Annotated in this window: 14 protein-coding genes and 1 pseudogene; 8 read left to right on the top strand and 7 right to left on the bottom strand. The window is 59.8% G+C overall.

The genetic code is table 11. The features are described 5' to 3' along the window. Window position 1 precedes the first annotated feature (1 nt). The 6 genes from AUK77_RS14520 to dibA all read right to left on the bottom strand — a co-directional run bounded on the left by AUK77_RS14520 (window position 2) and on the right by dibA (window position 11,064). Window positions 2–1,291 (bottom strand): FAD-binding oxidoreductase, encoded by a 1,290-nt coding sequence (locus AUK77_RS14520; RefSeq protein ID WP_296130867.1) that lies wholly within the window; start codon window positions 1,289–1,291, stop codon window positions 2–4. A gap of 148 nt (window positions 1,292–1,439) precedes the next feature. Continuing rightward, complete coding sequence (locus AUK77_RS14515) at window positions 1,440–1,952, bottom strand: fasciclin domain-containing protein (protein ID WP_296130865.1); 513 nt, start codon at window positions 1,950–1,952, stop codon at window positions 1,440–1,442. A 199-nt stretch (window positions 1,953–2,151) separates the two neighbouring features. Next, the gene (locus AUK77_RS14510; protein WP_296130862.1) at window positions 2,152–3,804 is read right to left on the bottom strand and encodes a diguanylate cyclase; all 1,653 of its coding nucleotides are present in this window, start codon (window positions 3,802–3,804) and stop codon (window positions 2,152–2,154) included. Then, window positions 3,797–4,183 (bottom strand): response regulator, encoded by a 387-nt coding sequence (locus AUK77_RS14505; protein WP_296130859.1) that lies wholly within the window; start codon window positions 4,181–4,183, stop codon window positions 3,797–3,799. The genes AUK77_RS14510 and AUK77_RS14505 overlap by 8 nt, the downstream gene beginning before the upstream one ends. After that, window positions 4,176–8,642 (bottom strand): PAS domain S-box protein, encoded by a 4,467-nt coding sequence (locus AUK77_RS14500; protein WP_296130856.1) that lies wholly within the window; start codon window positions 8,640–8,642, stop codon window positions 4,176–4,178. The genes AUK77_RS14505 and AUK77_RS14500 overlap by 8 nt, the downstream gene beginning before the upstream one ends. Window positions 8,643–8,772: 130 nt before the next feature. After that, entirely contained in the window at window positions 8,773–11,064 is a 2,292-nt protein-coding gene (gene dibA / locus AUK77_RS14495; protein WP_296130854.1) for a phosphodiesterase DibA, read from the bottom strand. Window positions 11,065–11,232: 168 nt separating this feature from the next. On the opposite strand from dibA, the gene desA reads away from it, so the two are divergent. The 8 genes and pseudogenes from desA to AUK77_RS14455 all read left to right on the top strand — a co-directional run. Next, window positions 11,233–12,420: a delta-9 fatty acid desaturase DesA gene (gene desA, locus AUK77_RS14490; protein WP_296130851.1), complete on the top strand. Its 1,188-nt coding sequence runs from the start codon at window positions 11,233–11,235 to the stop codon at window positions 12,418–12,420. A gap of 503 nt (window positions 12,421–12,923) precedes the next feature. After that, entirely contained in the window at window positions 12,924–14,222 is a 1,299-nt protein-coding gene (locus AUK77_RS14485; protein ID WP_296130849.1) for an OprD family porin, read from the top strand. A gap of 334 nt (window positions 14,223–14,556) precedes the next feature. Beyond that, window positions 14,557–14,880 carry a metalloregulator ArsR/SmtB family transcription factor gene (locus AUK77_RS14480; RefSeq protein WP_296130846.1) on the top strand — a complete coding sequence of 108 codons (324 nt, stop codon included), beginning with the start codon at window positions 14,557–14,559 and terminating at the stop codon, window positions 14,878–14,880. Further along, window positions 14,880–15,311 carry a YeeE/YedE family protein gene (locus AUK77_RS14475; RefSeq protein ID WP_296130844.1) on the top strand — a complete coding sequence of 144 codons (432 nt, stop codon included), beginning with the start codon at window positions 14,880–14,882 and terminating at the stop codon, window positions 15,309–15,311. The genes AUK77_RS14480 and AUK77_RS14475 overlap by 1 nt, the downstream gene beginning before the upstream one ends. Before the next feature lie 2 nt (window positions 15,312–15,313). Beyond that, window positions 15,314–15,730: a DUF6691 family protein gene (locus AUK77_RS14470; RefSeq protein ID WP_296130841.1), complete on the top strand. Its 417-nt coding sequence runs from the start codon at window positions 15,314–15,316 to the stop codon at window positions 15,728–15,730. Window positions 15,731–15,750: 20 nt separating this feature from the next. Then, entirely contained in the window at window positions 15,751–15,942 is a 192-nt protein-coding gene (locus AUK77_RS14465; RefSeq protein ID WP_296130839.1) for a DUF2892 domain-containing protein, read from the top strand. A 353-nt stretch (window positions 15,943–16,295) separates the two neighbouring features. Then, complete coding sequence (locus AUK77_RS14460; protein WP_296130837.1) at window positions 16,296–17,126, top strand: PAS domain-containing protein; 831 nt, start codon at window positions 16,296–16,298, stop codon at window positions 17,124–17,126. A gap of 24 nt (window positions 17,127–17,150) precedes the next feature. Next, window positions 17,151–17,615 (top strand): annotated as a pseudogene (locus AUK77_RS14455) (methyl-accepting chemotaxis protein); the annotation flags it as partial. Window positions 17,616–17,643: 28 nt separating this feature from the next. Here the strand turns inward: AUK77_RS14455 and aguA are convergent. Continuing rightward, on the bottom strand, window positions 17,644–18,750 hold the full coding sequence (aguA, locus tag AUK77_RS14450) for an agmatine deiminase (protein ID WP_296130835.1): 1,107 nt from the start codon (window positions 18,748–18,750) through the stop codon (window positions 17,644–17,646). Window positions 18,751–18,758 lie beyond the last annotated feature (8 nt).

Below are 18,758 nucleotides of genomic sequence, written 5' to 3'. Positions count from 1 at the left end.
TTTAAATCACGTCACGCAGGCGATACCAGGCCTTGCCCACCGCCTCGATCGGCGCGGCCAGCAGATCGCCGCCGGGGAAGCGCGGGTTGCTCAGGCCTTGGTACAGCTCAAGCAGGTCGCTGTCACCGAGGATCGCATCGCTCACTGCACGGGCAGCGGCCAGGGTTGGCAAAATGCCGTGGCCGGAGAAGCCCTGCAGCCAGTACTTCTGCCCGTTGCGGCCGACATCCGGGGTGCGCTGCATCGTGCAGTCGATATGCCCGCCCCAGCCGTAGTCGATCTGCACGCCGCGCAGTTGCGGGAACACCCGCTCCAGATACGGCCGGGTGGCCGCTGGCACGTCTTTGGGGATGCCGCCCAGGTAGGTGCAGCCGCCGCCGAACAGCAGGCGGTTGTCCGGGGTGACGCGGAAGTAGTCGGGTACAAACTGGTTGTCGATGGCGCAGGTGCCACGCGGGAACAGCGATCGCGCCAGCTCCGGGTCCAGCGGCGCGGTGGCGACCTGGTAGGAGCCGACCGGCAGCAGGCGTTTTGACAATTGCGGGTCGAGCTTGTCGATATAAGCGTTGCAGGCCAACACCAAGGTGTCGCTGCGTACTTCGCCTTGTTCCGTGCGGGCCACAAAACCGTCTGCGGTTTCGTGGTAGCTCAGTGCTTGGGTTTGCTCGAAGAGCCGTCCGCCGGCTTTCTCGATCGCATCGGCTAGGCCTTGGGCCAACTTCAGCGGGTTGAGGTGGGCGGCGCCGCTGTCGTGCACGGCGGCCAGGTAGCGCGGGCTGGCAATCCACTGCGGCAATTGGTTTTTCGGGATAAAACTGAGCTTGTTGTAGCCGTATTTGTGTTCGGCTTCTTCGATGCTGTCCTGCAATTGGCGCACGCGGCGCGGCAGCACGGCGGTGTAGATGGCGCCGGTGCGGTAATCAATATCGAACTGATGCCGCTCGGGCAGCTCGCGCATTTCTTCGGCCGCCCAGACCATGCTGTCCCACAGACGACGGGCGCGCTCCAGGCCTAATGCCTTCTCGAACGGAGGCATATCGCAAGACCAACCCGGCAGCGCCTGACCGCCGTTACGCCCCGAGGCGGCCCAGGCCAGGCGGCTGGCTTCCAGCAGCACGACTTTTTTGCCAGCCAGCGCTAGACGCAAGCCCGTGTGCAAACCACTGAAGCCGCCACCGATGATCAGCACATCGCACTGCAAGGCCTCCTGCAAACGCGGGCGCAGCGGAATCGGCCCCGGGTAGGTGGCGGCGTAGTAGGTGCCAATATGCTGGGCGGATTGTTTGAACATGATGCGCCTCATGAAATTAGGCTTTGATAATTTCATGAAAATCTACGCTATAAATTTCACAAAGCCAAGCGGCGAGGATTTTCTGCGGGCCGTTCATGAAAAAGGCCGACCCCTTGCGGGTGTCGGCCTTGGTCCGGCGAGTGAGGGGTTACTTGGGCATGACCACGCTGTCGATGGCGTGGATAACGCCATTGCTGGTTTCAATATCGGCGGTGCTGACGGTGGCGCCGTCGACGCTGACACCGTTGGATGTGTCGAGCGTCAGTTCACCGCCTTGTACAGTTTTCAGGCTGGTTTTGCCGGCCAGATCGGCGGCCATCAACTTGCCTGGAACAACGTGGTAGGTGAGTACGGCAGTCAGCTTTTCCTTGTCTGCCAGCAGGGCGTCGAGGTCCGCTTTGGGCACTTTGGCGAAGGCCGCATCAGTGGGGGCGAAGACGGTGAATGGCCCCTTGCCTTTGAGGGTTTCGGCCAAGCCGGCAGCGGTCACGGCGGTCACCAGGGTGGTGAACTGACCCGCACCGACGGCGGTGTCGACGATGTCTTTCTTGTTGCCATGACCGTCGGCAAATGCGGGCGCGGCCACCAGGGCGAGTGCGGCGGTGGTGATCATCGCAGCGCGTTTGAAGCCTTGGACGGTTGTATTGAACTGAGCAAACATAAAAATCTCCTGGTACAGGGTTGTTTGTTTTGCACAGTGTTTGTACAGCTATGGCGTGCTGAGTTCCCGGCTCGACATGATTTGTAAAGGTTGCCTGTTAACACGCGGGCAGACAGCGGCGGAACTCGCTGTTGCCCACGCAGGCAGGAAAGGCAGTTGAGGCGTGGCTGGCGCGGCGCTTGTGAAGCCGCCGCAGCGGTTAACAAACCTGATTGCGCCCGCCATGTTTGGCCGCATACAGCGCCCGATCGGCTCTTTCGAGCAGGTCGTTGGCTTGCGCCGAATCATCGCGGGTGCTGGCGATGCCGGCACTCAAGGTGACCGAGAACTGCTGTTCACCGGCAATAAAGTGCAATTCGGCAAAGCGCTGGCGTATCTCATCAAGAATGCGCCGGGCCTGTTCGGCCGGGCAGTCTGGCAGCACCACTAGAAACTCTTCACCGCCATAACGGCCCAAGCTGTCGACGCGGCGCAGGCGCTGGCGCAGCAGATTGGCCAGGGCGCGGATGACGTTGTCACCGGCGGCGTGGCCGTAACTGTCGTTGACCTTCTTGAAGAAGTCGATATCAAGCATGGCCACGCTGGCGGGCTTGCCGCTGCGCTGGGCGCGCTCCAGTTCGATGCCGACTTGTTCCTTGATGTCACCGTGCTTGAGCAGGCCGGTCAGGCTGTCGCGGGACAGCGCATTGCTCAGCAGGCGCGCGCGTTGTGCGCGGGAGAACACGGCGGCAATCAGGGCATTGTCCGAGATGGGCTTAGTGAGGAAGTCGTCGCCCGCCTTGATCAGGGCATTCATCTGTCGGTTGTTATCGGTTTCGGCCGACAGGTAAACAATCGGTACCCGTAGCCAGTCGTCGTTCATGCGGATGATTTGTGCCAGCTCCGGGCCGGTGCAGCACGGCATGCAGACGTCCAGCAGCACCACTTCAGGGTTGAAGCTGCGCATGCGGGCGAAAATTTCTGAGGGTTCGTGGAGCATTTCCACGAGCATGTTGGCGTCGCGCAGAATCAGGCTGAAACGGCTGGCCAGTTCGCGGTCATCATCAATGATCATCACTCGATACGGCTCGCCCTGCTGCTGGGCAAAGCAGCGCTCCAGGCGGTTTTCCAGCTGGGTAATGTCCACCGGTTTGGTGAAGAAACCCAGCGCACCGACGCGCACCGCTTCCAGGTGGGTGGCGAAGTCATCTTGGGTGGTGATCACCAACAGCGGCAGCGGTTCGTCCAGGCGTTGTTGCAGTTGGGCGGCATATTGCAGGCCGGTGAGGGCTTCATCAGGCAAGTTGACGTCGACAATCAGCGCGCCGGGCAGTTGCCTGTCCAAGGCCTGCTCAAGGTCGGCGATGCGCATAAAATGCTCGGCCTGATAGCCGAAGTTGTTCAGCGTCAGGCGCATGCTTTCGCCAATCGCCGGTTGGTCTTCGAGGATATAAATGCGCCGTGAGCTGGGGTTACTCCGCGCCGGGCGCGTGCGTTTAACGGCGGGCTCTTCGATGACCGGTGCCTGAAATTGCTCGCTCGCGAGTTGCAGCAGGCTGCGGCTGAAATCCTGCAGGCTTTGCTGCTCCTTCTGCAGGGTGTCCAGCCATTTATCAGCCTCCTGCTCCAGCTCGCGCGCGCGCTGGCCGAGGCTGCTAAAGCCGAAGGTGCCAGCTGCGCCGGCCAGTTTGTGCAGTTGATCGCGCAGCGCCTGCAAGTGTTGCAGTTGCTCGTGGGGTTCGCTGCTGTGCAGCAGTCGCTCAGCGTTGAGTTTCAGCAGCGGCATTTCTTCTTGCAGGCGCAGGGCAAAGGCGCTGCTCAGTTGCTGCAGGTGTTGCTGAAACTCTGCTTCGGGCGAGATGCCGTTAACCATGGGACTGACTCCAGATCTTGCGTACTTGCGCTGCCAGTTGCATCGGGTCGAAGGGTTTGATGATCACATCGCGTGCGCCCAGGCTGCGGTAGTGGGCTATTTCCGCGGGTTGCACCTTGGCGGTCATAAAGGCCACCGGCACTTGCTCAATGTCGATCAATTGGGCGATGTGCGCCAGGGTTTGTGGGCCGTCCATGTCCGGCATCATCACATCAAGCAGAATAAAGTCTGGCGCGAACGCGACGAGTTGATCCAGTGCAGCCTGGCCGCTGGAGCAGCTCAGCACCTGAAAACCGCCGACTGCTTCCAGTGCGACTCTGGCCACTGCCTGGATCGACGGGTCGTCCTCTACGTGCAGAATACGTTGCAACTCAGGCATGTTGGTTCTCCTCAGGACTGGCGGGTGACTCAGGCTTCACCTCTGCGGCTAGGGTAGCCAGTTCGAACCAGAAAGTCGCGCCGTGGCCGGGACTGGAATCGAAACCGATCTGCCCGCCCATGCGTTCGATGATTTCTTTGCTAATGGCCAGGCCCAGCCCGGTTCCGCCTTTCTGGCGGGTGTCGGTGGCGTCGGCCTGGGAAAACTTGCTGAAGATGCGCGCCTGGAAGTTCTCCGGCACGCCCGGGCCGTGGTCACGCACACTGATGCGCACGCGGCCGGCCTCTTCATTAATGACTACATCCACTTGCTGGCCACTGGGCGAAAACTTCGCCGCGTTGGACAGCAGGTTGGCCAGCACCTGGGCCAGGCGCAAGCGGTCAACGCGCACGCGGGCGTGGGTGCCACTGCCCTGCAGTTTTAGCTGCACCTGATGCTGCTCGGCATAGGGCTGGTTTTCGTCGATGGCTTGCATGATGAGCGGCTGCAGGGGTTGTTCCTGCAAGTCAAAGAGCATTTTGCCAGCCACCAGTTTGTCCATATCGAGCAGGTCGTTGATCAGCAGATTCAAACGTTGGCTGTTGTCTTGGGCGATTTGCAGCATCTGTTGCATGCTCGCGGGCACTGCGCCGAGGGCGCCGCCGTTGACCAAACCGAGGGAGCCAGCAATGGCGGTCAGCGGGGTGCGCAGTTCGTGGCTGACGGTCGAGACGAACTCGTTTTTCATCCGCTCGATGCGTTTGCGCTCCTCGATGTCGCGGATCACCGCAATAAAGCGCCGTTGGCCTTGGTGACTGATTTGCGAAATGGCCAGTTCGATGGTGAAGGCTTCGCCATTGCTGCGCATGGCGGTCAGTTCGATTTCCTTGCCGAGCATTTGTTGCATACCGGTTTTCAGGAAATGACTGAGGTAGCGTGCGCGCATCGAGCGTTGTGGCTCGGGCATCAGCAGGGTGATGCGATGGCCGGAGGCTTCCAGGTGGCTGTAGCCGAAGATACGCTCGGCCGCGTGGTTGAAGGTTTCGATATAGCCCTGTTGATCGACGGTGATGATCGCGTCGAGCACGTTATCGAGCAGGGTGCGCAGGTAGTCTTCACGCTCACGGATGGCCATTTCGGCGGCAATCCGTTCGTTGAAGTCCTGGATCTGCACCACGAAGTGCACGGGTTGTTCGTCGCTGTCACGTACCAGCGAGACGCTCAGCAACACCCAGATAATGCAGCCCTGACTGTCGAGGTAGCGCTTTTCAATTTGGAAATTGCTCACTTCGCCAGCCAGCAGTTCCTCGATATTCAGTTGATCGATAAGGCGGTCGTCGGGATGGGTGACCTGCGCAAAGTTGCTGCGTAATAACGCTTCGCGGCTGTAGCCCAGCATGCTGCACAGCACCTGATTGACCTCCAGCCACTCGCCGTCCAGCGAGACCAGCGCCATGCCTTGGGGCGCGGTGTTGAAGGCGCTGCTGAAACGTTGCTGGCTTAGCCTGAGCTGGTCTTCCACGGTTTTACGGTCACTGATGTCCCAGATAAAACCGGAGATCCACAGCAGTTTTCCGTCGGCGGCGTACTCCCCCCTGCCTTTTTCGCGCACCCAGACACTGTGGCCGTCGGCATGCTGAAGGCGGTAGGTCAGCTCGAACGATTCATAACGCTCAATCGCATCCACCGCGCGGAGGGTGATCGGTAAATCATCCGGATGGATCACGCTGGCGAAACTGCGCACCCGGTTGTTGATAAATTCGTGCGCTGGATAGCCACTGAGCACCTGGATTTCATCGCTCAGGTAGCTCATCGCCCAGTCGGCGTCGTTGCGACAGCGGTACACCGCGCCCGGCAAGCTGACCACCAGGGCGCGGAAGCGGTTCTCACTCTTTTGCAGGGCCTGGGTGGTCAAGTGCAGGTCGTTGATGTCACTGGCAATGCCCAGGTAGCTGGTGATCTCGCCGTTGCCGTCGCGCATGGCGCTGACGGTCAGGTTGACCATTCGCGGTTCACCGTTTTTACGCACATAGGTCCATTTGCGGGTTTCCGGTTCGCCTTTGCTAGGGTTGTGCATAAACACGGCAAAGCCACTGATGGCATGGCCTTCCTGCTGACTCAACAGCCGACCGCGCGCCTCGATTTCATCGGCGCGGTGGAACAGGGCTGGGGTGTACTGGCCGATGACTTCTGCGCTGCGATAGCCCAGCAAGCGCTCGGCGCCGGTGTTGAACAGGGTAATCAGGCCGTCGCGGTCGGTGGTGATCATGCTCACCCCGGTGGCGGAGTCGAGCACCGCCTGCAGGAAGCGTCTGGCTTCGCGGATTTGCTCCTCGTGCTGTTGGCGCTCTAGGGTGGCGCCGACCCAGCGGGCAAACAGGCGCAAAAACTCTTCGTCAGCCTCATCAAAGGCGTCACGACGTTGTGCGCTGGAAGCAAAGCAGAGGGTGCCAAAGCGTTGGCCCGCCACCCACACAGCAATGCCGATATAACTCTCCAGGGCAAACAGCGGGTAGCAAGGGTGCGATTGGTAGGCGCTGTCGCCCATGTGGGCAATGGCCAGCACGTCCTGACTGCGCAGGGCAATGCTGCAATAGGTGTCACCCAGCGTGAAGGTTTGGCCATCCTGCAGGGTGTCGGGTGGCGAAACCTGCACCAGTACCTGGTAGGTGTCGGCCTCGATCTGGCTGATGATGCCCAGCGGCATGGCATAGAACTGCGCGCCTAGTTGCAGGGCCTGACGCAGTTGCTCCTGAGTACTGAGTTTGGGCAATGCGGCAATTTCATTCAGGGCATGCAACGCCGCTTGCTGGCGTTGGATACGCTGCTGGGCCTGTTCGCGCTGTTGGTCGCGGCGCAAGGCTTTGAGCAACTGGCCGAGGGTGGTGAGCATGGGCTGCAGGTGCTCAACAAAGTCGGCGCTAAAACCGCCCTCGCGGTTAGCCAGGCCGAGCATGCCGATCATCTCGCCGTCGGCTTTTATCGGCAGACCGGCAAAGGCATCCAGCGGCGGATGCCCGGGCGGCAAGCCAGCACTGGCAGGGTGAGCCGCCGGGTTGTTGCTAACCAATGCCTCACCTGAGCGGATCACCCGCCCAAACAGCGTATCGAGATTGCGGAAATCGAGGCCCTGTGTGGCGCGCGCTTCGTAGTAGGCCAGGCTGGCTGCATCCCAGCTGATGTTGCTGATGGCGAAGGTGCGCAGAAATGGCGCGCCGTGTTCGTCGTGCAGTATTTCGCCGACGAAGCCGAACCGGCATTCGCTGAGTTCCAGAATACGTTGCAGCAGCGCGTCGAAAGCTTGTCGTTGGTTGTCGGCGTTGATGTAGGCCGCCTGCACCTCGGCAATCAGCGCGAGCAGCTTGCGTGACGCTTCGCTTTGCTCGTGTTTGGCTTGCAGTTCGCGATGGTGGCGTTGCATCAGCCGTTGACTGCTCAGGCGCGTGGCTTGCAGCAATAGCAGCAATAAGGCTTCGGCCGCGAACCAGGCCAGCAACCATTTGCCCACGAGCCAATGTTGCTTATGGCGATGCAGGGCAAAGGCCTCGCTGACATCGCTCCAGGTCAGGGCAACGGCCGCCGGGGCACTTTTGCCACCGATGGCTGCATAGCCTGAAAGGACGAGTTGGTTGAGCAGGTAGGTAGTGCCACCGTCGCGCAGCAGTTTGACGCTGTCGCCGGCCTCGGGGTCGGGCAACAGTTGTTTGGCCTGCCAGTCCTGCACCTCTGGTCTGGAAAAGCCCTCGAAATACCAACTGGAGGCGCTCGGCGCGGTGTCGTCGCGGTCGCCCGCCGGACGCGTGCGGCGTTCCAGCAGCAGGGCAATGCCTGCGTCCAGTTCGCGGTCTAGCTGTTGCAGGTTTTGCGTTAGGTTGAGGCTGACTTCCAACCCTCCGATCGGTACTGAGTTTGCCTCGCCCGGTATGCGCAATGGGCTGATGGCGCGTACCACCAGCCCATTGTCGCCTGGACCCAGGCCTGCGCGGCTGCTGCCAATGGTTTCGACATCCTGCAGCATGCGCCCGGCGGATTCAGGGCGGTCGCCGAAAAAATCCGGCTGGTGCACGCGCAGCAGGACATCGTGGTTGCTCAGGTGCACGGTCAAGTCAAATGGGTAGCTGCGTTGTAGGCTTTGCCAGCGCGGGCTGAGGTGGGCCAGCAGTTGTTCGCGGATCGGTTGCAGGGCCGGATCGAGGGCTGTGCCGGTGCGCATCAGCAAACGGGCCTGGTTGACCTGCTCAAGCAATGGGATATCGGCTGCCAGGGTTTGCGCCAGCAGTTCGGCTTGGTCTTCCAGGTTCAGTTGCGCGCTGTGCAAGGCCTGGCGTTGCAAGGCGTGCTGGCGGCTGACGGTTGATTGCCAGAGTGCTTCGCGCTCATTCAGCGCCGCGCCTGCCAGCAGGGCGAACAGAAGGGCCAGGGCAAGGCTACCGAGGCCTACGATCCAGAGCGTCGTCGACTGTTTTAACAATGAATGCATCGGGCGAGCCTGGGCATGTTCATCGGGGGAGTTCGAGCGCGTGTAGCGTTAGTGTAGACATTGATCGCGCGCGGGCTTGGGGGCCGTGAGCGATTCAAGGCAAGCGTCACACGTCATATCGGGCTGTCTGCTAGTCATACACTGCGTCGCGTTGTTGTGCCAGCAACTCTGCCAGTTGCTCGGCCGGTTGTGGCCGGCCGAAGTGATAGCCCTGGCCATGGTCGCAGCCCAATTCGTCGAGCAAGGCCAGTTGCTCGGGCTGCTCAATGCCTTCCGCCAGCACTTTAAGGCCCAGGCTGTGGCCGAGGGCAATCACGGCGCGGGTGATGGCGACATCATCCTGGTCATGGGGCAGGCCACTGACAAAACTTTGGTCGAGTTTGAGTTTGTGCACCGGCAGGCGCTTGAGGCGCGCCAGCGAGCTGTATCCCGTGCCGAAATCATCAATCGCCAGGCGCACGCCCAAGGCGCGCAGGCGCTCCATCAGCGCCAGGGCAGCATCGGCATCTTCCATCACCGCGCTCTCGGTCACTTCCAGTTCCAGGCACGCCGGGTTCAGGCCGGTGTCACGCAGCACGTCGGCGACCCGCTGATCCAGCTCGCCCCGGCTGAACAGGCGACTGGAGACGTTTACCGCGACAAATTGCAGGGGTAAGCCCGCCGTGTGCCAGGCCACCATCTGCCGACAACTTTGCTGCAGCACCCAGGTGTCGAGGGCACCAATTAAACCGGTTTCTTCGGCGATGGGGATGAACTCGCCGGGCGAAACCAGGCCGCGCAGAGGGTGTTGCCAACGGATCAGCGCCTCGGCACCGATCATCCGCCGGCTTTTCAGGCAGATCAGCGGCTGGTAATGCACGCGCAATTCCTGGTTATCCAAGGCATGGCGCAGGGCGCTGGTCAGCTCCACACGCTGGTGGGCGTGCTGGGTCAGTTCCTGGCTATAAAAGGCATAACTTTCGCGCCCGCCGTTTTTTGCTTTGAACAGCGCCGAGTCGGCGTTGCGCAGCACTTGATCGACATCCTGGGCATCATCGGGATACAGGCTGATGCCGATGCTGGCGGTGATGAATAGCTCGTTATCCATCACTCTGAAGGCTCGGTTCAGGCAGTTTTGCAGGCGCTGGGCCATCACCGCCGCTTGTTCGGCGTTGGCGCAGTGTTCGTAGAGCAGGCCGAACTCGTCGCCGCCTAAACGGGCCAGGGTCATGCGCTTGCCCAGTTGTTCGCTGAGGCGCTGGCCAATGTCTTTGAGCAGCAAATCGCCTATGTTGTGGCCCAGGCTTTCATTGATGTGCTTAAAGTGGTCCAGGTCGATCAGCAGCACAGCGCCGCGCTGCGGCTCAATATGGTCGTGATCGAGCGCACGTTCGACGCGCTCGGTAAACAGCAGGCGGTTGGGCAGGTTGCTCAACGGGTCATGGTGGGCGAGGTAGTCCAGTTCATGCTGCGAGCGTTTTAGCACGCTGATGTCGGAAAACACCGCGACGTAGTGACTGATGTCGCCTTGTTCATCGTGGATTACGCGGATGCACTGCCACTGCGGATAGATTTCGCCATTTTTGCGCCGGTTCCACACCTCGCCGCTCCACGAGCCACGATTTTCCAGCGCGTTCCAGAGGCTGTCGTAAAAGCTTTTGTCATGCCGGCCGGACTTCAGCATGCCTGGGGATTTACCGAGGATCTCCGCCTGGGTGTAGCCGGTAATGCGGGTAAAGGCCGGGTTGCAGTGCACGATATGTTGCTGCGCATCGGTTACCAGTACACCTTCCTGGGTGGCATCAAAGACGGCGGCAGCCTGGCGTAGGCTGTCTTCATCCATACGCCGCTGGGTTACATCACTGGCCGTGCCGATCAAGCGTTCAGCATGCCCTTGTTCGGTCAGCAGCAGGCGGCCGCGCAGTTGAATCCAGCGGTAGCTGCCGTCGTCATGCAGCAGCCGGTAGGTGTCTTCGAACGTTGCGGGGTTAAGGCTGTTCAGGCGTTTTTGCAGGTTACGCTGCAAGGCTTCGCGGTCATGTTTATGCAGCCGGTCCAGCCAATTGCTGGCTTGGTTGCCCAAGGCTTCGCCACTGATCCCCAACAAAGCGGCAAAACCTGGGGAGAAGTCCATTTGCTGGGTTTGTAGGTTCCAGTCCCACATGCCGTTTTGTGAGGCCTCCAGCGCTTGGTACAGGCGCTTCTCGCTGCGCTGCAAGGCGTATTGGGCGCGCAGATGCTGACGATGGTGGATGGCCAGAATGGCAAATAGGCAGGCGCCGGTCAGCACAACAAAGGCCAGGCCTTTGACCAGTTGCGCACGCTCCAGCTGTTCGACTGACAGCCCAAGGGCAATCAGTTGGCCGTCGCTAAACAGCACCCAGAGTCCGGCGACCAATATGTAGCTGAGGCTCCAGCGCCAGGCACTAAAAGAGGTTGTCATGGGTTGCTGCTCAGTCCTTTGAAAAGGGCTAGATGATATAGAGGTTGTAAGGGTGCGGCATTCTTATGCAAAAGACCAACTGGTTTTCTGATCCGTGTCAGGGATAATGTGTACAGATGTGCGCTAAAAAGTAGCCACGTCTTTCCTTATCCATGAGGCACGCGATCCATGTGGTACAACGGTTTACTCGATCTGTCGGTGTGGCAACTGATTGCCGTCACCTTGCTGATGACCCACGTTACGATCGTCAGCGTGACGGTTTATCTGCATCGCTACTCGGCGCATCGAGCGCTGGAGCTGCACCCGGCGCTGAAGCACTTCTTTCGTTTCTGGCTGTGGCTGACCACGGCGCAGAACACTCGCGAGTGGACCGCGATCCACCGTAAACACCACGCCAAATGCGAAACCGTTGATGACCCGCACAGCCCCGTGATCAAAGGCCTGAGCACGGTATTGCGCAAAGGTGCCGAGCTCTACCGCGAAGAAGCGCAGAACCCGGAAACCCTGCGCATTTACGGTAAAAACTGCCCGGAAGACTGGATTGAGCGCAATGTCTATTCGCGCTTCCCGGTGGGCGGGATCGCCATTATGGCGGTGATTGATCTGGCCCTGTTTGGTGCAGCGGGTATCACCATCTGGGCTGTGCAGATGATGTGGATTCCGGTGTGGGCAGCGGGTGTGATCAACGGTCTCGGTCATGCCGTGGGCTACCGCAACTTTGAATGCCGCGATGCCGCGACCAATCTGGTGCCTTGGGGCATCCTGATTGGTGGCGAAGAACTGCACAACAATCACCACACCTACCCCAATTCGGCCAAGCTGTCGGTCAAGCCTTGGGAGTTCGACATGGGCTGGTTCTGGATCAAGCTGTTCAGCTTCTTCGGTTTGGCTCAGGTGCAGCGTGTCGCGCCGATTGCGCACCGTGTTGTAGGTAAGCGCAACCTGGACATGGACACCGCCATGGCCATCCTCAACAACCGTTTCCAGATCATGGCGCAGTACCGCAAGCTGGTGATCGCGCCGCTGGTGCAGCAGGAATTGGCCAAAGCTGATGCATCGGTGCGTCATCATTTCCACCGCGCCAAGCGCCTGCTCTCGCGTGAACCCAGCCTGCTGGATGAAGGCCACCAGGCGCGTATCCAGCGCATGTTGGAACAGAGCCAGGCGCTGAAAGTGATTTATGAAAAACGCCTGGCTCTGCAGCAAATCTGGGTAAAAACCAGCGCCAACGGCCACGACATGCTGGAAGCCATCAGGCAGTGGGTTGCCGATGCCGAGGCCAGCGGTATCCAGTCCCTGCGAGAATTCGCTGAGCAACTGAAGACCTATTCGTTGCGTCCTGCCAGCGCGCTGTAAACCTACTTTCGCTCATCAAACCCGCCGCCTGGCGGGTTTTTTGATGCTGCGTGCTCTCGCTGAATAGCACGTTGTGGGTGTGGCGATAACTCGCCTTTGCCGTTGGGTTTATCGGCAAAAATCCGCTTATTCTCGCTCGGCCCGACTCAGCCCTGCCGCCGCAAGTTAAGCGTCGAGGCCAGACGGTTCGTGCTTTTACGACGTTTTCCAGCTGCTGGCACATTATCTGCGTAGTGTCCTTTTCATAACGGTTGCCTAGTCGACCGATAATAAAAATGAAGAGAACTGCGCCATGCCATTGACCTGCCCAATCCCCCCAGTTCGCGCCCGCTGCCTTCGTTCGCTCACCTGATTGTGATTGCCCGGCTAATACGTTGCGGCAGGCCTGTGTCCGCCCATCACCAAGCCCGGCATCGCCCCTGATTCGGTGCGCGCCTGCCACTTCACTGGCTGAAGACAGTACCCGTGCCGATGTGTAAACCACACACAACTGGAGAACCATAATGAGAAAGACCTCCCTCGCCCTAGCCGTTGCGGCCAGCACCTTGGGCGTGAGCCTGAGCCAAGCGGCTTACGCTGATTTGCTGGGCGACAGCAAAGTCACCCTCGAAGCGCGTAACTTTTACTTCAACCGTGATTTCCGTCAGGGCAACAGCGATGTACCGGCCAAGACGCAGTCCAAGCGCGAAGAATGGGCGCAAGGTTTTATTCTGCGGGCTAACTCCGGCTTCACCGACGGCACCGTAGGTTTTGGTGCGGACGCCATTGGCATGTTCGGCTTCAAATTGGATTCGGGTGGCGGCACATCCAACACTGAATTGCTGGTGCCAGATCGTTCCGGTGGCTCGCAGGACAACTATTCCGATTTGGCCGTTGCGGCCAAGGCGAAAATCTCCAACAGCACGCTGCGTGTTGGTCAGATGCAGTTCAAAAACGCCGCCATCACCTCAAGCGACGGCCGTTTGCTGCCACAGGTGTTCGAAGCGGGTCACCTGGTTTCCCAAGAAATCGACGGCCTGATGCTGGAAGCGGCGCACGTGCGCGAGGTGAACAACCGTAACTCCAGCGATTACGAAGATATTTCGATTACCAATAGCTTCAATAGCAACCGCGGCACTGTAGGTACCCGTGGTATTCGCCTGAGCGGCGGTTCCACCACTGATGCGTTCGACTTCATCGGCGGCACCTACAAGGTCACCAAAGACCTGACCGCCGGTTACTACTATTCCAACCTTGATGAGCTGTACAAGCAGCATTCCTTCAACGCCGTGCATGTGCTGCCGCTGGGCGACAAGCAAAGCCTGAAGACCGATCTGCGTTACGCCCGTTCCACTGATGACGGCAACCGTAGCAACGTCGATAACAAAGCGCTGGGTGCCATGGTCACCTACGGTCTGGATGGCCACGCTTTTGGTCTGGGTTACCAGAAAATGAGCGGCGACACCGGCTTCGCCTACATCAACGGCACTGACCCGTTCCTGGTTAACTACGTGCAGATCGGCGACTTCGCCAACAAGGACGAGAAGTCCTACCAGGCACGCTATGACTTCAACTTCGGCAGCATCGGGATTCCGGGTCTGACCTTTATGACCCGTTACCTGACCGGCGATAACGTCGACCGTGGTCGCGGTGTATCGGAAGGCAAAGAGTGGGAGCGCAACACGGAACTGATGTACGTGTTCCAGGACGGCGCGCTGAAGAATCTGGGCGTGCGCTGGCGCAATGCGTCTGTGCGCTCGAACTTCGCCAACGACCTCGACGAAAACCGTCTGATCGTCAGCTACACCTTGCCGCTGATGTAAGCCCGGCGCTCTCAGGCTGAGCTGTTGCATCCAGTTCAGCCTGTGAAAGGGCGATAGCCCACAGCCGTGATCAATGCCGCTCCCCTGGTTTAGGTGAGCGGCATTTTTCTGGGTGGTTCATTGATGTTCTCTGTCCTCCGTCGGGCGGTGTTGAGCGCCGAGACGCTCAATACAACCTGCTGCGCAAAAACCTAAAGGCATCGCGCTCCAATCATGGTGGGAGGCGCTTTAGCGGCGACGCCTGTTCGCTCAGGCCCGGACTCTTGCTCAGTAATCGGCTTGCCAATCAATATATAAAGTAATAGATTGTATTTGTCTTAACTGAGTGTTGATCATGACCCCAGATGCCGCCCCCTTAGATATCCAGCAACTGCGCGCCAATGCCGATGCTGCCGGGCAATTGCTCAAGGCGTTGAGCAATCCCGACCGCCTGCTGCTGCTGTGCCAGCTCTCGCAAGGCGAGCGCAATGTCAGCGAGTTGGAAGCGTTGCTAGGGATTCAGCAGCCAACCCTGTCCCAGCAACTCGCCGTGTTGCGCCGAGAGGGCTTGGTGGCGACGCGACGTGAGGGCAAACAGATTTTCTACTGCATCAGCAGCCCTGCGGCGCTGGCGGTGATCAACACCCTGTATCAACTGTTCTGCGCAGGTGCCGAGTGATGACGATAGATTGGTACAACTTTACCCCGTGGAGCGCCTTGGTCGGCGGTGCGCTGATTGGCCTGTCGGCCAGCCTATTTGTGCTCATGAACGGTCGGATTGCCGGTATTAGTGGCCTACTGGGTAGCCTGCTGGAGCGCGGCGAAGGGTTCGGCGAAAAGGCGCTGTTTGTGCTGGGTATTTTGCTTGCGCCGCTGGTCTGGCAATTGTTTAGCCGTCTGCCGGATATACAGATTGATTCCGGTTGGCTGACGTTGACCGTCGCCGGTTTGCTGGTCGGCATTGGCAGTCGCTATGGCGCGGGCTGCACCAGTGGTCACGGCGTGTGCGGGCTGTCGCGCTTATCGCCGCGCTCGTTGGCGGCAACTCTGACCTTTATGGCGGCGGGTTTCGCCACTGTGTTTGTCCTGCGTCATCTGTTGGGGGGCTGAACATGCGCAAACTGATGGCCTTTCTCGCCGGTTTGATTTTTGGCATCGGCTTACTGTTGGCCGGTATGGCCAACCCAGCCAAGGTGCTGGCGTTTCTCGATCTGGGTGGTGCTTGGGACCCGTCGCTGGCGTTCGTGATGGCGGCGGCGATTGGCGTGGCATTTTTGCCCTTCAGTTGGGCGCGCGCGCAGCGCAGTAGCTTGCTGGGCGCGCCGATGCAGTTGCCGGTTAAGCGCGAGCTTGATCGCCGTTTGCTCGGCGGCAGCCTGCTGTTTGGCATCGGTTGGGGCATTGCCGGTATTTGTCCGGGGCCTGCGCTGGTCACTTTGCTAACCGGCCAATGGCAGATTGTGCTGTTCAGCGCCGCGATGCTGGCGGGCATGTTGGGTTTTACCGTGCTGGAGCGCCGGCACGGGTAATTGATGATCGGGAGATCACTATGAACGCAAATGTTGGCACCCTCGACCGTGGCCTGCGCATTGCCGCCGGGCTGATTTTGCTGGGCTTGAGCTTCACGGGCGTGATTGGCCTGTGGGGGCTGATCGGCGTTGTGCCGCTGGCCACTGGCGTGTTCCGTTTCTGCCCGGCGTATCCGCTGCTGGGCATCAATACCTGTAAAAGCAAAGGCTAAAACGCTGTTGGTGGGCCTGCTGCGGTGCTCTGTGCTGCAGCGGGCTGATGCCGCTTCATGAGTAATGCGCAACCTGTGGGTCTGCGCATTGATTCTCGCCATTCTGCGCCGAGCAGAGTGGTGTGACGGCATGCTCCAACCGCTGTGCAATACAGCGCTGCAACGTCCGCCTTTTCTCCGATTTCAATGTATTGGCCTGTCATTTGACCGGCCTTTTGTCGTGGCTGGGCGTTGGCGTCTAACGGCCAGTCCGAAGATGGGCTAAAACTAGATAAAGGCAAGCCGATGCACTTCAAAGAATAAATAGAACATTTCCTCACCCAGGCTACTGGGTGCTTAGTGAGGCTCTCTCTATGTTCGGTTCAACGCTTCGCAGTGAGTTACAGCAGTGCCAGTTGGAACTGGCGTCGTATAAGCAGCTCATGGGCGCAATAAGCCAGGCTTTTGCGTTGATCGAGTTCACTGCAGAGGGTGAAATTATTGATGCCAGTCAGTCCTTTCTTGCCGTGATGGGCTATGGTCTGGACGAGTTGCGTGGCCAGCATCACCGAATCTTTTGCAATCATGAGCAAACATCAAGCCCGGCCTATGCGCAATTCTGGCGGCGCTTGGGCAGTGGCGAGACGTTCTGTGATCGCTACAAGCGTGTTGCCAAGGGCGGTCGTGAAGTATGGCTGGAGGCTTGCTACATGCCGGTGCGCAATGCCGATGGCAAAGTCGTGCGGGTGGTGAAGATCGCCACCGATATCACCGCGCGCATGCATGCCGAGTTGCAGCACGAGAGCTATTTAAATGCGATCAATCGCTCTATGGCGATGATTGAGTTCAACTTAGCTGGCGAGGTGTTAACGGCGAATGAGAACTTCCTGAGTACGACTGGTTACCGGCTCGAAGAGATTCGCGGCGAGCATCATCGTATGTTTTGCACGCATGAAGAGGCGGGCAGTGAGGCTTACCGCAACCTCTGGCAGCGCCTAGCTCGCGGCGAGGTCTTCGCCGGTCGCTACAAACGGGTCAGCAAAAGTGGCAAAACCATCTGGCTACGCTCCACCTACAACCCATTGTTTGATGCAAGCGGGCGACAGTACGGGGTGGTCAAATTTGCCAGCGACATTACTGAGCAAGTCGAACAGCGCGAAGCAGAGTCCGCTGCCGCGCAGTTGGCCTATGACATTGCGCGGTAGACCGACAGCAGTGCCGATGCCGGCAGCGAAACGGTCAAGGAGGCTGTGCATGTTGTGCGCGGCGTCGCTCAGGAGCTGGTCGAGGTGGCGCAACGGATTGAGGCTCTGGGGGCGCAGTCCGAGCGCATCAGCAGCATCGTCCAGGTGATTCGTGGGATTGCCGAGCAAACCAACCTGTTGGCCTTAAACGCGGCCATTGAAGCTGCTCGTGCCGGTGAGCAGGGCCGTGGCTTTGCCGTGGTAGCCGATGAGGTGCGTAACCTAGCCGCGCGCACCAGTCAGGCCACTGTAGAAATCAATGACGTGGTGCGCCTTAACCACGAGTTAGCGACTCAGGCTGTGAGTGGCATGACCGGCAGCAAGCAGCAGGCGGAGAAGGGCGTGCTGCTGGTTAATCAAGCCGGCGAGATGATCTTGAAAATACGCGATGAAGCACAGCGTGTGGTCGATGCGATCGGCCAGTTCAGCAACGTGATTGAGGACGAATAGCGCCCGCCTTAGCCGCGGGCGCTTTCCCTCAGCGCCCTCGCGGTGCTGGTTGCTGTTGGGTGATGCAGTGAATGTTGCCGCCGCCCAGAAGGATTTCCCGCCCTGGCACCATCACCACCCGATGCTCGGGGAACAAACGCCGCAGAATGGCTTCGGCCTCGTCATCCTTGGGGTCGTCGAAGCTGGGCGCGATGATGCCGCCATTGACGATTAGGAAGTTGACGTAGGAGCCGGCCAAACGGATCGATGGGTCGCGCTCCTGAGTGCCGGCCACCAGATCGACACCGGCGCATTCCTCGTCATTTGCATACAGCGGGCCGGGAATCGGCATTTTGTGCACGATCAATTGACGACCCTTGGCATCGCGGGCGTTTGCCAGCACGCGCATGGCGGCTTGGCAGCGCGGGTAGTTGGGGTCATTGGCGTCATCGGTCCAAGCCAACAGCACTTCACCGGGGCGCACGTAGCAGCAGAAATTGTCGACGTGGCCGTCGGTTTCGTCATTGAACAGGCCGTCCGGCAGCCAGATCACGGTGTCGATGGCCAAGTGATCCGCCAGGTACTGCTCAATCTGCTCGCGCGTCAGGTGCGGGTTGCGGTTGGGGTTGAGCAGGCACTCTTCGGTGGTGATCAGGGTGCCTTCGCCGTCTACGTGGATCGAGCCACCTTCCAGCACCAACTCATCAGTACGGTATCTAGCGCAGCCTTCGATTTGCAGGATTTTGCGCGCCACCTGATCGTCACGCATCCAGCTGGCATACAACCCGCCGTTATGGCCGCCCCAGGCATTGAAAGCCCAGTCCACGCCGCGCACCTCGCCGCTGCTGTTGGTCACAAAGGTTGGGCCCGTGTCGCGCACCCACGCGTCGTCGGTAGTGATCTCCACCACGCGGATATTGGCTTGGGCCAGGCGTTCGCAGGCGTTTTCGTATTGGCCGGCGGATACCGCCATCGTCACCGGCTCAAATTCGGCAATCGCCCTGGCCACGGCGCTAAACGCGGCCTGCGCGGGCTTACCACCCAAACGCCAGTTGTCCGGCCGCTCTGGCCAGACCATCCAGGTTTGGCTGTGCGCTTCCCACTCGGCAGGCATGCGGAAACCATCGGCGCGTGGGGTGGTGTTCAGGGCTGTCATAGGTTCAC

Source organism: Pseudomonas sp. Ga0074129 (genome assembly GCA_001465025.1).
Classification (GTDB): Bacteria; Pseudomonadota; Gammaproteobacteria; order Pseudomonadales; family Pseudomonadaceae; genus Aquipseudomonas.
The sequence above is the reverse complement of the archived record's forward strand: the minus strand, read 5'-3'. Positions and strand labels throughout refer to the sequence as shown.